We start from the raw sequence: 13,229 nt of genomic DNA, 5'->3' as shown, positions 1-13,229 counted from the left end.
CGGCATCGAAGCTGCCCGGACGGATTAAATCATACATGTTTATTCAACTGGAGGGTTATGCTCAACGTTGCAATCCTTTTTCCTCAAGCTGTTCAACACCCGATTCTTCACTTGCTCGATATCAAACGGCTTGGTGAAAAACGATTGCACGCCCAGCTGTTTGGCTTCCTCCATTTTAAGCGGATCCCCGAATGCTGTAATCATCGCAACCTGCACCTGTTCATTCCATCGGCGAATGCCATGGAGCGCTTCAATTCCATCCATATCCTGCATCTTCAAATCAAGCAAAATGAAGTCAATCGCTGTCGTACGAACGGTTTCAATCGCATCCGTGCCGCAGGTCGCCTCATAGACTTTCATCCCTTCAAGCTCGAACAACTCTCGGAGCAGCATTCGGATTGCCGCTTGGTCGTCAACAATGAGAATACTGCACGTCGGCCAGCTACCTCGCGCATCCGATTCGGCATTCGATGTCCGATTAAGCTCCGCTGGATCTTGCTGCGTCAGGACTTGATACATCTGGCTTCGATGGTTACGGTCAATGACCGGTTTATTATTCTCGTGCTGTCTTCGTCTGATCAGGGTAATAGTCAGAATAACGCAGATTAGCAGCAATATGAGAACATAAATCATAGGATCTCCTCTAATACAGTTAATTGTTCACATCCATTCGGCCAAGCGGTCCGTTCGGATTAATGATATCGCTTAGGTCATAGACGGAAATCGGAAAATACGGAAACCCGAAAGCATAAGGAGCAAGCTCGTATAACGCAAAATAAATGACAAGCGAGCGATCCGCGATATAGAAAGGCTGATCCGGCCGAATGGAATGGAATGGCTCTAACGTGGCGATTTGTCTTTCATCGATTTGAGCCTTGATGATATCGGAAAGCCTGCCGACATAGTTACTGCCTGGTTTGAAAAGCTCAGACAGCGTGTATGACTTGCCGCTGCCCGTATCGAAAGTTAGAGACTCCTGAAGCGTCAGCCCGTGTGCTCCGCCCGTAAAGGCATAATTAAACAACGATAAGCTTAGAATGTCCTTCTCGTTCGTCTTAATCTCAAAATAGCCTTGCATATCAGCGCGCGGATCCTCAAGAGAGCCTTGATTTTGCACAAGCTCGCTTACCGTTCTGCGTATTTTACCGTTAATCGTATTGCGCGCCGCTGTGTTATGAAGTCCGCTTACGACCGGAACCCAAAGCTCGGCTTTCGGGAACGTGACACGGGAAGCGTGGATAACGGCCGGAAACTGGAATGCCATGATGGAACACCTGCCTATTCTAGGTTAATGCTCCATTGTATGCCGATTCCCATTTAGATGACTCTTCTCATCTCATGCCATTCAATGCCCCCGTGCGTGGATGCCGAAACACCTAAATATTCAAACCCTAATCCTTCATAGAAAGGGATTAGATGCGGTTCACACATAAGAACGATTGTAGCGAGCTGATCGGCTTCAGCTTGTTGAATAAGCGCTCTCATAAGTGCAGTCCCGATTCCGCTGGAACGATGCTCAGCAGCGACTGCAACGGACAGAATCACGAGATGGTTTCCACCGCTCTCAGCACTGTGCGCACTCTTGACCGCATCGCTCTTGCAGCTGCTCTCCGCTGTACGAACACCGCACGACAGTCCAATCAGTTTGTTGTTCTGCCAAGCGGACCAGAAATAGCCTGGGAAATGTTTCTGTCTGAACGAAAACGATTCCCGGGTAGCCGCTGCCTCAACTGAATAGCAAGCCAGTTCTAGCTTATGTGCGGCATCCAGCTCATGAGGTTCTATCGGTCGCAGCTCGTAGGTTACGGAAGTACTCACAGCAGCATTTTCTCCCGCTCCGTCATTCTTCTGCCTTTGATATCCAGCACGAGCTTTCCGTTGTTCAAGCCGATAATTCGATCCGCGAACCGTTCTGCCCAGTCACCCTGATGCATGACCGCTACGACCGAAATCCCTTGCGTCTGGCACATCTTCTTCAAATCGGAGAGTACTTGCTCTGCCGCATGCGGATCAAGTCCGGATACCGGTTCATCGGTGAGCAACGTCTTTGCACCGTGTACCAAAGCGCGTGCCATAGCAATGCGCTGCTTCTCTCCGCCGCTCAGCTTATCGCCCTTCTGATGCGCTTTCTCGAGCAGTCCCATCTTCTCGATCATATCCATGGCACCCATATAGTCATCGCTGCGGATCATGCCTGTCACTCTGCGCCAAATCGGTGTTTGGTGCGCGGTGCCGATTAATACGTTCTTGAGCGCGGTCCGTTTGCCGATTAAGGTAGGCTTCTCTTCGAGATAAGCCATCTCGCGGCGGATTTTCATTTTGCCCAGCAGACCTTTTTTGAGGATATCGACGCCGTCCACGATATAGGAGCCGCCGCTCCATGACTCTCTTAACGCTAAGCATCGGAGCAGCATGGATTTACCGCTTCCGCTCGCCCCTTTGATGGCGATAAATTCACCGGGTTCTATGTTAAAGCTGATCCCGGAGAGCACCTTCGGCCCGCCCGGAATTTGTTTGGATAATTGATCGACTTTTATCATGAGTGGCGCTCCTTTATGAATGCATTTGCTGTTGAATGCGAAGTGTTCTATGTAAGCTATTAATCTAGTTTAAGTTAAAAAAATAATAGTTTCCATACGAACAAATGTTTGCTATAATAAAAACAGGAACACACGTTCTAAATTCCCGCCAATTGTGAGGAGGCTAACCATCATGAATAACTGTGAAAACTATCGATTTATCGAAACGCATCGACCATTCCGGGATCTAACTTTTAAGTTTTATTCCAACGGCTCCTTGACCATTATCGACAACAGTGCTGATGAAGTCATTAGCCCTCGCGAATTGAAAGGAGCAAGCTACGACTTCTATGTTCGTAAGAGAATCGCATATATTAAGCAGGATCTCACTGCTAAATTAAATAAGTATGCCTAACAACTCACAGTCTCTATATGTGTCCTCAGATGCCTTCTGGCTGCTGACCATATAGAGACTGTTCCCTGTTCCTAATCTGCCGTATGTATTAAGGCAGCTGTTTGTTAATGCCGTTTAAGCTTGAAGGTCTGCTAGCTAATTTCTCCAGCTTCTTTAATTCGGAAGAATAACTTCTCCCCTCCGATTCACTTCCACCGTTTTTCTTATTGCTGTTCCGATTTGTTGGCATTCATCATTCACCTCCACCTACAGTATTTGTAAATGTTCCCAGTACTATTCGATTTGACGGCGAATCCCAAGATGCGGTAGATTGAATCTACACAGCGGAAATCATCTGGGGAAGGAGCCGTGCCTAAGATGAAACAAAGTATTTTATTCGATCTCGATGATACGCTTATTTACTGCAACAAGTATTTTTACTTCGTCATTGATCAATTCACAGATCTCATGACAGACTGGTTCAGGGGTTATGGAATTTCGGCTCAGGAAATCCGTGACAAACAAACCGAAATCGATATTGCCGGCGTACATGTATCCGGCTTTAAGAGCGATCACTTCCCGCAATCCTTTATTGGAACTTATCAGCATTTCTCCGATCTACTGGGGAGAGCAATATCCCCTGTAGAAGTAGATATGATGTGGAAATTAGGAAGAAGTGTTTACGATCATGAGGTTGAACCCTATCCGTTCATGGAGGAGACCCTCGATGAATTGGCTTCCAAAGGTCACGAGCTGCACCTTTACACCGGCGGGGAAATGTTGATTCAACAACGTAAAATCAAGCAAATGCAGCTGGAACGGTATTTCGGACCGCGCATCTATGTGCGTTCAATGAAGAATATCGAAGCGATGGAGAACATATTGCGCGACGGTAAATTCGATCGCAAATCGACTTGGATGATCGGTAACTCCATTCGTACCGACGTGATTCCCGCCCTAACTTCGGGCATACACGCTATCCACATGAAGACTGATTCCGAGTGGGCGTACAATATTGTCGGTATTGATGTGGAGCCGAAAGGCGCATTCCTCACACTGGACCAGCTCCGGGATGTTCCGACAAGTATTCAGACTTACCTGAATCAACGCGGTTCCAACTAACCAGCAAACAAGAAGAGGCTTGTCCTGCACAAGAGTCAATGACTCCTGTGAGGACAAGCCTCTTGTTCGTTCTTACTGGGCAGGTACAAATTCCACTGCCCCGGTTGTGTTATTCACCAGCGTCAGTTTGCCTGTCTCACTGGTACCGTCTTCCCGCTTGAATGTGGAGGATCTCGTAGTACCGCTAACTGCCAGCGCCTTCGCCATAGCCGCGGTAACGAGACGTCCCTGTTGTTCCTTCCAGATGACGAACGTACAGCCTTCCCTAAATCGCATACAGCCATAACCGCGTTTACCTTCTACAAGTTCACCGCCGCAGCCTGGCCGAGGACAAGTTGCAATAACCTTCGGCGAGCTTGCCGCCGATTCCGAAGTTGATGCCGCTCGTGTGGCTGTGGCAGTACGAGCTTGGGCACCGCTGCTTCCAGCCGCCGAGGTGCTTGCAGACTTCGATCGAGATGAAGCTGTACTTCTTGCGGCTGGACCCGAGCCCGAGCTCGAGCCAGCCTCTTTCGTCTTCACAGCTTTCTCCTTCGAAGATGTCCGCGTACTTTTCTCGCCCGAAGCGGATGCTCGCGCTCCCTTGCCTCTGCCTTTAGCTTCCCCGCCAGCTTGCCCAGGCTCTTCGAACAGGCTCGCGTCTGCTTGTCGCTGATGCTTCACTTTGCCGACAATCATCTCGGCAAACTGCTTCACCTTCGCAATGAACTGCTCATCCGACGCTTCGCCCTTCGATATCTGATGCAGACGCTGTTCCCAGCGCCCCGTCATTTCCGGCGAAGCGAGCAGTTCGACGCCGGCACCGCGAATCAGCTCGATGGCTGCGCAGCCCTTCGTCGTGATATCAAGCCGTTTGCCAGTCGGCTTGATATACCCGACATACTTCAGCCGCTCGATTGTCGCGGCACGAGTTGCCGGTGTACCCAGCCCCGTTTGCTTCATCGCATCACGAAGCTCTTCATCCTCAATCGATTTGCCGGCACTCTCCATCGCTTTGAGCAATGTACCTTCCGTATACGGCTTCGGCGGTTTCGTCGCCTTCTCAAGTGCATCTGCGCCCTCACAATGCACCGGCGCATCGGGGTCAACCGAGAACGGACGATCGGTCTCAACCAGATCATCCTCTTGCTCGTCCGTCGCATCATCGGATTTCTTCTTCGACCTGCTCTTTGCTTTGCTCGCGTTGCCGTCATCCTGATCGCCAAGCACGACTCGCCACCCGGCATCCAGCTGTTCCTTCGCACGTGTGCGGAACTGCTCCTCTTCCACCTCTGTCAACACTTCATGATTGTTATAGACAGCCGGAGGATAATAATGAGAGAGGAATCGACGAACAATCATATCGTATATGTTCTGCTCTTCCGTGCTTAAGGTGCCGGGACGCTTCGGCGTCGGCAAGATCGCATGGTGATCCTCAACCTTCGCCGGATTACAAACGGCCTTATTGCCTTTATGCACCCTGCTGCGATCCGCACCATTGGCTAAATCACCGTAAGACGTTTGTTTAAGCATGTTAAGAACATTTCCCATTATTGGAAGGTTCTCTTCCGTCACATAGTTAGAGCTTGTCCGAGGATACGTAATCACTTTATGTTTCTCATAGAGGGACTGCGCAATATCGAGCGTTTTCTTCGCCGGATAACCGTACCTCCCGTTCGCTTCGCGCTGCAGCAGCGTCAAATCATAGAGCCGGTAAGGATATTCCTTCGATTCCGTTACGGTATAGCTGACAATCTTAGCCGGCTTCCCCGATACCTTCGCGGCAAGCGCTTCAGCCTGCTCGCGTTTCGTGATGCGATCACCTTGCCAGACGCCTTTATAAGTAAAGTCCTGCTGACTGAATGAAGCTTGAACGACGAAATACGTCTCACTGTCAAAAGCCGTAATTTCCTTATGCCGATCGTAAAGCAGCGCCAATACAGGTGTCTGTACCCGTCCAACCGACAGCAGCGTTTTGTGGCGAATGGTAAATGCCCGCGAAGCATTCATCCCAACCAGCCAGTCCGCTTCGCTTCGGGCTTTGGCAGCGCGTGTCAGATCATCATAATCCTGGTCGCTGCGCAGCCCGTCAAACCCGCGGCGAATCGTTTCCGGGGTCAAATCGGAAATCCACAGCCGATCCGTCGGCTGCGGCATTTTCAAATATTGCCGGATGAGATGGAAGATCAGCTGACCTTCGCGCCCGGCATCGCATGCGTTAACAAGCCGATCACAGCGCTTCGACAGCTCGCCAATGATAGCAAGCTGATCCTTCGTCCGCGCATTAGGCCACAGCTTGAAGCGATCCGGAATAATGGGCAAATCCGCTTCATTCCATTTCTTATACTTAGGATCGTACTGATCCGGCTCTGCGAGACTGACCAAATGGCCGATCGCCCACGTAATAATGTAGTGCTCGCCCTCCAAATAGGCGCGTTTGTTCTGCGCCTTCGGTTCTACGACAGCGGCGATTGTCCGGCCCATATCGGGTTTCTCTGCGATAATCAATGTTTTCAAGCAATCGCCTCTTTACCGTTCGTTAACCAACATAATCTGACGTTTCATCGCATCCAATATCGCTCTAACGCCTTTCGACCAATTGACGTCTTCGGCATATTTCGTATTGATCCAAGTGAGTGCGTCGACATCGTCAGGTCTTCCTTGACTTTTATGTACAATCGTATTGCTTGCGATCTTCGCAGACTCGCTGATTGTTGTATTAAACTCTTTCCAGCTGTGAAACACATTAAACGGATTGTTCGCGATCTTCTTTGCGTCTTTGTGCGTCTTCGGTACAAAAGCTTGTTCTTGTCCGGTAATGGCGAACAGCAATAGCGGATGGATATCATGCTCCTTGGCCGCATTTACGATTGCGCTAAAATAAGGCTCTTCTGCGAGCAAAGAAGATTTCCCCGTCAAATACTGAACAAGCCGTTCTTTGTTTACATCTACATATCTCAGCTCACTGGGCAGTTCATTCTTATACTTCTGCACGATAGTATTAGGCGATTGGGGGATTGGCGGGCTCGCAACGATAGGTTGTCCAATCTTAGGGAGCTGAGCAGGAGCAGTTGGCGGATGCAAGGTCCACCAGCCATAGAACAGCGTTGATGCGCTAAGCGCCACAGTAAGGAACAGATAGCTACTCGTCTTCGTCCTGCTGCTTGTAGCGCCATTACGGCTGCCGGGAAGCGCGATGATCTCAGCCATTCGATCCGGCGCCCGATAATAGCCTGCCACTGTGCCAATAACAGCATCCCAGGCTTCAACTTGCAAGTGGGGAGAGTTCGCAATATGAACGCCTTCATCGATAATCCCTTTGAACACATCCGTTTCGATCGTCACGCCAAGTCGCTGCTCCACCCATTCGTGCAGGGCATGGAAAAGCTGAGGATCACGATAATCGAGCCTCAGGCATGCTTCAAAAATATGCTTCTCATGAACGGGGACTTGCTTCCGCACCGCGATGCAGCGCATCAACTCGGTCGAAACGCCCAGCTTCTGTTCCTGCGGAAACGCCGGCAATTGTCGCAGGACAATACGCTGCATCGCATCCGCTACAATCTCAGCACGGCGATCGCTAGGCAAGTCACCGTACTTATGCTGAACATAATGCCTAATTTTATGAATATCCGTCGGCGTAAGAACACCTGCAGCTGTGGTGCGCAATCGAATCTCCTCCCACCAAGAAACGATAACCTACAGCTCATTTTACCACATCTTACCTTAACCGATAGAGAGATTTGCGATCTGCCCTTGGATTTCTGCGGATTCAATATACGCAGTGATCTGTTCCTTCTCGTCCGAGGTGAACTGGAACTCGCAATCACAGCCCTCATCCAGCGGTACAATCTGAGCAATGACGCCGCCATGCGTACAAATCACTAATGCCGTTAAATCTATTAATCCGTCAGGTACAGGTGTGGCTTGATCCACAATCATATGCAGCTCGATATCGATCCATTGCTCATCGCGTCGTTCGATACGAGGAATAAACGTCATAAATCGCAGTTGCGTAATTTGCTCGGACCCGTATTGAATCATCTTTCGTCCACTCCTTCGTTAAACGAAATAAAAGCGCCCGTAGGCGCTTTGCATTCCGAATCGCTTCATTAAGGAAGCATCGTTGTTCCCATCAAATAACGGTCCACTTCACGCGCAGCCTCGCGGCCTTCGTTGATTGCCCAAACAACCAAACTTTGTCCACGGCGCATGTCGCCTGCAGCGAATACTTTGTCAACGCTCGTTTTGTAGTTGCCATACTCGGCTTTTACATTCGAACGACGGTCTTGCTCAAGGCCAAGCTTCTGAATCAGCGTGTTCTCAGGACCTTCGAAACCGACCGCGATCATAACAAGATCAGCCGGCCAAACTTTCTCTGTACCCGGAATTTCGGTATAGATTCTGCGACCTGTTTCATCGACTGTCCGCTGAATTTGTACCGTGTGCAATTCTTTCAGGTTGCCGTTCTCGTCACCAACGAATTTCTTCGTCAGTACGGAGAATGCGCGAGGGTCTTCACCATAAAGCGCGCGAGCTTCTTCTTGTGCATAGTCAAGCGTATACACGTTAGGGAATTGCGGCCATGGGTTCTTCTCTTGGTCACGCACTAGCGGTGCTTTACCAACTGTACCGAATTGCGTCACCGATTTACAACCGTGTCGAAGCGCTGTTGCTACACAGTCAGTACCTGTGTCGCCGCCGCCGATCACGATAACATCTTTATCTTTAGCCGAAATATAATTACCGTCTTCCAAGTTGGAATCCAGGTAGCTCTTAATGGTACCGTTCAAATAATCCATTGCCAAGTGAACGCCCTTCAGATCGCGGCCTTCAATATCAACTTCGCGCGCTTTCGTAGCACCGCCGCAAAGGACAACAGCATCAAATTCGTTCATCAATTGCTCAGCCGGTACGTTTGTGCCGACTTCCGCATTTGTAACGAAGTTTACGCCTTCCGCTTCCATCAGATCCACGCGACGCTGAACCACTTTCTTGTCGAGCTTCATTGTTGGAATACCGTAAGTGAGCAAGCCGCCGATGCGATCTGCACGCTCATAAACCGTTACCGTGTGGCCCGCTTTGTTAAGCTGCGCCGCGCAAGCCATTCCCGCAGGACCGGAGCCAACTACGGCAACCTTCTTGCCGGTACGCATAAGCGGTGGCTGCGGAACGACCCAGCCTTCTTCGAAGCCTCTGTCGATGATGGATTGCTCGATTGTTTTGATCGTAACCGGATCACCGATCAAGCCAACCGTACAAGAGCCTTCGCACGGAGCCGGGCAAACACGGCCAGTGAATTCAGGGAAATTGTTCGTTTTGTGCAAACGATCCAGTGCCTCGCGCCAAAGTCCACGATAGATGAGGTTATTCCATTCCGGAATAAGGTTGTTCACCGGGCAGCCCGATGCGCCTCCCGGAAGCTCGATACCTGTATGGCAATAAGGCGTACCGCAATCCATGCAGCGCGCGCCTTGCGTTCTCAGCTGATCTTCACTAAAATGCTTATGAAATTCATCCCAGTCCTTAATCCGTTCTAGCGGATCGCGGTCAGCAGGCAGCTCGCGTTTGTAGTCCATAAATCCAGTAGGTGTAGACATGATCGCTTTTCCTCCATCCATTTTCCCATTACCGAATGTTCGTTATCTCTCTAAAACTATATCGGGAATCGACATTGAATTCAATATCAAACTTTACCATATAAAACCTGATAACTATTTACAATATCTTAGCAACTTGGCCTAACGCAATAAATGGATTTTCCGTACAATCATTTGCACTTTATCACATAATGTTAGGCATTTGCCAAACAAATCGAATTTGCACTAGCGTGCGTTCCTGACATATGTAACGATCGTAAAATCGTATGCATTTTTCTCATCTTTCAAGAAATGCTCTCGATCCTGCACAGTCCACTCATCCATATCGAAAGTCGGAAAATAGGCATCCCCTGCCACATCCGCTTCGACTTCCGTTAACCATAGCTTGTCCGCATAAGGCATAAACAGCGAATAGATCTCTGCGCCGCCCATAATAACAAGCTCTTCGCCTTCATTATGGCCATACTGAGTGATCACTTCTTGGGCGGAATGAGCAACCTCGCAGCCATCCGGCCTATAATCCATGCTGCGGGTCAAGATGACATTGCGACGGTTCTTAAGCGGTCCGCTAAGCGATTCGAACGTTTTACGCCCCATTACGACCGTTTTGCCCGCTGTCGAACGCCGAAAATGCGCCATCTCAGCCGGCAGACTCCACGGCATGCCGTTGTCGATTCCTATCACGCGGTTACGTGCCATTGCGGCAATCATTGCAATTGTCATGATTGGCACCCTCCCTTATATCGCTACTTCCGCTTTAATCGTAGGATGATGCTGATAATCGGCAATCTCGAAGTCATCATAGACATAGTCAAAAATCGATTCCGGTTTCCGCTTAATGATCAGTTTCGGCAATGGCAGCGGTTCACGAGTCAATTGTAGTTTTACCTGTTCAATATGATTGCTGTAAATATGAACATCCGCACCGGAGTAAATAAACTCCCCCACACCCAGATCACACTGCTGGGCAATCATATGGGTGAGCAGCGCGTATTGCGCAATATTAAACGGCAGCCCCAAGAACGTATCGGATGAACGCATCGTCAACATGCATGAGAGTTTCCCGTTAGCCACATAGAATTGGAATACAAAATGACACGGCGGAAGCTTCATATTGTCGATCTCCGCAACATTCCACGCACTGACAATATGGCGCCTTGAATCCGGATTATTCTTGATCGATTGTACTACGGCTGCAATCTGATCGATACGGCGACCATCAGGTGTCTCCCAAGCCCGCCACTGCGACCCGTAGACCGGACCCAGATCACCGTTCTCATCTGCCCATTCGTTCCAAATCCGAACGCCATTCTCTTGCAAGTAGCGAACGTTCGTATCTCCCTTAAGGAACCAGAGCAGTTCGTGAATAATGGATTTCACATGCATCCGTTTCGTCGTTACCAGCGGAAAGCCTTGATTCAAGTCGAAGCGAAGCTGACGACCGAACACGGATCTTGTTCCTGTTCCTGTGCGATCTTCTTTCACTACCCCGTTATCCAAGACATCCTGAAGCAAATCCAAATAAGCTTTCAACGTCCGTCTACCCCCTCTCCATCTCTCTACAAAAAAACCGCTTCCTATTAGTTTAACATTTAAAGGCTCTTCTGTCTGTCCTGTTTTCGCTGCATTCTAAGTTCGTAGCGATCCGGTGCGGACAGATGCAGCGCTTGTTCTTCCTCATTCTGCGGAATTATGCCCGGAACAGGGGTCGACTTGCCATGCTCATCAAGCGCAACAAAGGTGAAAAAGGCGGTGACAGCTGTTTTGCGTTCTCCCGAATAGACATTCTCGGTTTGAACTTTCACGTAGATTTCCATCGAGCTTTTACGAGTCCATGTGACGAAAGCTACGACGTCGATCATATCGCCGACTTTAATTGGCGCAACAAAATCCAAACTATCGGTCGATGCGGTTACGACCGGTCCGCGTGCATGACGCATGCTCGTAATCGCCGCAATCTTATCCATGTACTCCATGACTTTACCGCCGAACATCGTCCCGTGGTAATTCGTATCCGACGGGAAGATCAGCTGCATCATCGTTGATCTCGATTCGTCCGTGGTCTTCTTCATCACTTCGCTCGTCATTGCAGGCAGCCTCCTTGGCTATATGCTAAAGAAGAAAGAGGCCCAGCTGCAGAACAACTGCGGCGTGACCTCTTGCATTCCTGTAAGCCTTGGTTATTTATTGATGTTCATCTTATTTGGCAATTGCGTGAATCGGGTGTCCCAGCGCCACTTCAACCGCATCCAGAACGATTTCACCAAGCGTTGGATGTGCATGGATCGTCAGGGCGATATCTTCAAGCGTTGCGCCCATTTCGATTGCAAGTCCCAGTTCAGCGATCATGTTGGAAGCTTCAATACCCGCGATTTGAGCGCCGAGTACAAGGCCGTTATCCGCATCCGCGATAACTTTGACAAAACCTTCGTTTACGCCAAGGGACAACGCGCGTCCGTTGATGTTGAACGGGAATTTGCCAACCTTCACGTTGTGGCCTTTTTCCTTTGCTTCCTTCTCGCTGTAGCCTACGCTAGAGCATTCAGGATCGGAGAATACCACAAGCGGAATGCACTTGTAATCGATCTTGCTTGGCTGTCCGGCAATGGCTTCTGCGGCAACGCGGCCTTCATACATCGCTTTATGCGCAAGCGCAGGTCCTGCGATGATATCGCCAATTGCGTAGATGTGCGGGATGCTTGTACGGCACTGCTCGTCGACTTCAATCAGACCGCGATCAGTCATCTTCACATCGATCATATCCAGGCCAAGCTCGCCATCTGTATTTGGACGGCGTCCAACCGTTACGAGCAGGTAATCCGCTGTCACTTGTTTGTCTTCGCCACCGACTGTGTATGTTACGGTTACATCGTTGTCTGTTTGAACCGCGCTCTTCGCTTGAGCACCTGTTACGATATCTGCTTTCGCGCCTTTAAGCTTCTTCGCCACGAGCGAAGACATATCGCTGTCAAAGCCGGGAAGAATCGTATCGGAGCCTTCGATTACCGTAACCTTCGTTCCGAAACGAGCGTACATTTGACCAAGCTCGATACCGATGTAGCCGCCGCCGATGACAACGAGGCTCTTCGGAATTTCAGGCAAGGACAACGCTTCTGTCGAAGAAACGATACGGCCGCCGTAAGGGAATGCTTTCAGCTCAATTGGACGGGAGCCTGTTGCAATGATGCAGTTCTTGAAACGGTAGCGCGGAGCTTCTTGTTCATTGAATACACGTGCTTCTGTATCGCTGATGAACATCACTTCGCCGGCGAAGAATTGAATTTTGTTGGCTTTCAATAGTTGCCCAACGCCGCCGGTCAATTTCTTGACTACGCCGTTCTTGAACTCTTGAACCTTGCTCCACTCCACTTTCACATCGGATGCTGTGATACCGAAGGAAGATGCGTGAGAAATGGATTCATATTGGTGAGACGCCGAGATTAGCGCCTTGGACGGGATACAGCCTACGTTCAAGCATACGCCGCCTACATATTGTTTATCTACAACAAGCACACTTTGGCCAAGCTGCGCAGCGCGAATTGCCGCTACATAGCCGCCGGGGCCTGCTCCAATGACGAGCAAATCAATATCGAGTGATGCATCTCCTACTACCAT

General features: G+C 49.7%; 15 protein-coding genes. 2 read left to right on the top strand and 13 right to left on the bottom strand.

Annotated features, from left to right (window positions below; all coding sequences use genetic code 11):
• Window positions 1-39: 39 nt before the first annotated feature.
• Genes AC6ESO_RS03225 through AC6ESO_RS03210 form a run of 4 tightly spaced genes read right to left on the bottom strand, consistent with a single transcriptional unit; the run spans window position 40 to window position 2,540 of the window.
• Entirely contained in the window at window positions 40-633 is a 594-nt protein-coding gene (locus AC6ESO_RS03225) for a response regulator (RefSeq protein ID WP_497090112.1), read from the bottom strand.
• A 19-nt stretch (window positions 634-652) separates the two neighbouring features.
• Window positions 653-1,264, bottom strand: coding sequence for a DUF3298 and DUF4163 domain-containing protein (locus AC6ESO_RS03220; protein WP_497090111.1), 612 nt, complete (start codon window positions 1,262-1,264; stop codon window positions 653-655).
• Between the two features lie 53 nt (window positions 1,265-1,317).
• The gene (locus tag AC6ESO_RS03215) at window positions 1,318-1,818 is read right to left on the bottom strand and encodes a GNAT family N-acetyltransferase (protein WP_497090110.1); all 501 of its coding nucleotides are present in this window, start codon (window positions 1,816-1,818) and stop codon (window positions 1,318-1,320) included.
• Window positions 1,815-2,540 (bottom strand): phosphonate ABC transporter ATP-binding protein, encoded by a 726-nt coding sequence (locus tag AC6ESO_RS03210; RefSeq protein ID WP_497090109.1) that lies wholly within the window; start codon window positions 2,538-2,540, stop codon window positions 1,815-1,817. The genes AC6ESO_RS03215 and AC6ESO_RS03210 overlap by 4 nt, the downstream gene beginning before the upstream one ends.
• 172 nt (window positions 2,541-2,712) lie before the next feature.
• Between AC6ESO_RS03210 and AC6ESO_RS03205 the strand changes: the two genes are divergently transcribed.
• Entirely contained in the window at window positions 2,713-2,934 is a 222-nt protein-coding gene (locus AC6ESO_RS03205; protein WP_091215788.1) for a hypothetical protein, read from the top strand.
• 88 nt (window positions 2,935-3,022) lie between these two features.
• On the opposite strand, the gene AC6ESO_RS03200 is transcribed toward AC6ESO_RS03205, so the two are convergent.
• Complete coding sequence (locus AC6ESO_RS03200) at window positions 3,023-3,163, bottom strand: hypothetical protein (protein WP_494817325.1); 141 nt, start codon at window positions 3,161-3,163, stop codon at window positions 3,023-3,025.
• Window positions 3,164-3,291: 128 nt separating this feature from the next.
• Between AC6ESO_RS03200 and AC6ESO_RS03195 the strand changes: the two genes are divergently transcribed.
• Window positions 3,292-4,035 (top strand): HAD hydrolase-like protein, encoded by a 744-nt coding sequence (locus tag AC6ESO_RS03195; RefSeq protein ID WP_494817324.1) that lies wholly within the window; start codon window positions 3,292-3,294, stop codon window positions 4,033-4,035.
• Window positions 4,036-4,107: 72 nt separating this feature from the next.
• On the opposite strand, the gene AC6ESO_RS03190 is transcribed toward AC6ESO_RS03195, so the two are convergent.
• From AC6ESO_RS03190 to lpdA, 8 genes are all read right to left on the bottom strand, one after another.
• A complete protein-coding gene (locus AC6ESO_RS03190) occupies window positions 4,108-6,531 on the bottom strand; it encodes a DNA topoisomerase 3 (protein ID WP_497090108.1) in 2,424 nt (807 codons plus the stop codon).
• Between the two features lie 12 nt (window positions 6,532-6,543).
• Window positions 6,544-7,683 carry a hypothetical protein gene (locus AC6ESO_RS03185; protein WP_497090107.1) on the bottom strand — a complete coding sequence of 380 codons (1,140 nt, stop codon included), beginning with the start codon at window positions 7,681-7,683 and terminating at the stop codon, window positions 6,544-6,546.
• Window positions 7,684-7,740: 57 nt separating this feature from the next.
• Entirely contained in the window at window positions 7,741-8,058 is a 318-nt protein-coding gene (locus AC6ESO_RS03180; protein WP_497090106.1) for a hypothetical protein, read from the bottom strand.
• A gap of 68 nt (window positions 8,059-8,126) precedes the next feature.
• Window positions 8,127-9,614, bottom strand: coding sequence for a glutamate synthase small subunit (locus AC6ESO_RS03175; RefSeq protein WP_494817320.1), 1,488 nt, complete (start codon window positions 9,612-9,614; stop codon window positions 8,127-8,129).
• 225 nt (window positions 9,615-9,839) lie between these two features.
• Window positions 9,840-10,337, bottom strand: a complete 498-nt coding sequence (locus tag AC6ESO_RS03170; protein ID WP_497090105.1) for a dihydrofolate reductase — start codon at window positions 10,335-10,337, stop codon at window positions 9,840-9,842.
• 15 nt (window positions 10,338-10,352) lie between these two features.
• Window positions 10,353-11,147 carry a thymidylate synthase gene (thyA, locus tag AC6ESO_RS03165; RefSeq protein WP_497090104.1) on the bottom strand — a complete coding sequence of 265 codons (795 nt, stop codon included), beginning with the start codon at window positions 11,145-11,147 and terminating at the stop codon, window positions 10,353-10,355.
• A 59-nt stretch (window positions 11,148-11,206) separates the two neighbouring features.
• A complete protein-coding gene (locus AC6ESO_RS03160) occupies window positions 11,207-11,701 on the bottom strand; it encodes an acyl-CoA thioesterase (protein WP_497090103.1) in 495 nt (164 codons plus the stop codon).
• 112 nt (window positions 11,702-11,813) lie between these two features.
• Window positions 11,814-13,229, bottom strand: a complete 1,416-nt coding sequence (gene lpdA, locus AC6ESO_RS03155) for a dihydrolipoyl dehydrogenase (protein WP_497090102.1) — start codon at window positions 13,227-13,229, stop codon at window positions 11,814-11,816.

It is taken from the genome of Paenibacillus rhizoryzae, assembly GCF_059686995.1.
Note: the sequence above shows the minus strand (reverse complement) of the source record. Positions and strands in the feature narration are given on the sequence as shown.

Excerpts from the sequence above, each read along its gene's own strand:
- AC6ESO_RS03225 (WP_497090112.1), bottom strand. The coding sequence starts at position 633 with ATGATTTATGTTCTCATATTGCTGCTAATCTGCGTTATTCTGACTATT.
- AC6ESO_RS03175 (WP_494817320.1), bottom strand. The coding sequence starts at position 9,614 with ATGTCTACACCTACTGGATTTATGGACTACAAACGCGAGCTGCCTGCT.
- AC6ESO_RS03220 (WP_497090111.1), bottom strand. The coding sequence starts at position 1,264 with ATGGCATTCCAGTTTCCGGCCGTTATCCACGCTTCCCGTGTCACGTTC.
- AC6ESO_RS03160 (WP_497090103.1), bottom strand. The coding sequence starts at position 11,701 with ATGACGAGCGAAGTGATGAAGAAGACCACGGACGAATCGAGATCAACG.
- AC6ESO_RS03170 (WP_497090105.1), bottom strand. The coding sequence starts at position 10,337 with ATGACAATTGCAATGATTGCCGCAATGGCACGTAACCGCGTGATAGGA.
- AC6ESO_RS03200 (WP_494817325.1), bottom strand. The coding sequence starts at position 3,163 with ATGCCAACAAATCGGAACAGCAATAAGAAAAACGGTGGAAGTGAATCG.
- AC6ESO_RS03195 (WP_494817324.1), top strand. The coding sequence starts at position 3,292 with ATGAAACAAAGTATTTTATTCGATCTCGATGATACGCTTATTTACTGC.
- AC6ESO_RS03210 (WP_497090109.1), bottom strand. The coding sequence starts at position 2,540 with ATGATAAAAGTCGATCAATTATCCAAACAAATTCCGGGCGGGCCGAAG.
- AC6ESO_RS03205 (WP_091215788.1), top strand. The coding sequence starts at position 2,713 with ATGAATAACTGTGAAAACTATCGATTTATCGAAACGCATCGACCATTC.
- AC6ESO_RS03180 (WP_497090106.1), bottom strand. The coding sequence starts at position 8,058 with ATGATTCAATACGGGTCCGAGCAAATTACGCAACTGCGATTTATGACG.
- lpdA (WP_497090102.1), bottom strand. The coding sequence starts at position 13,229 with ATGGTAGTAGGAGATGCATCACTCGATATTGATTTGCTCGTCATTGGA.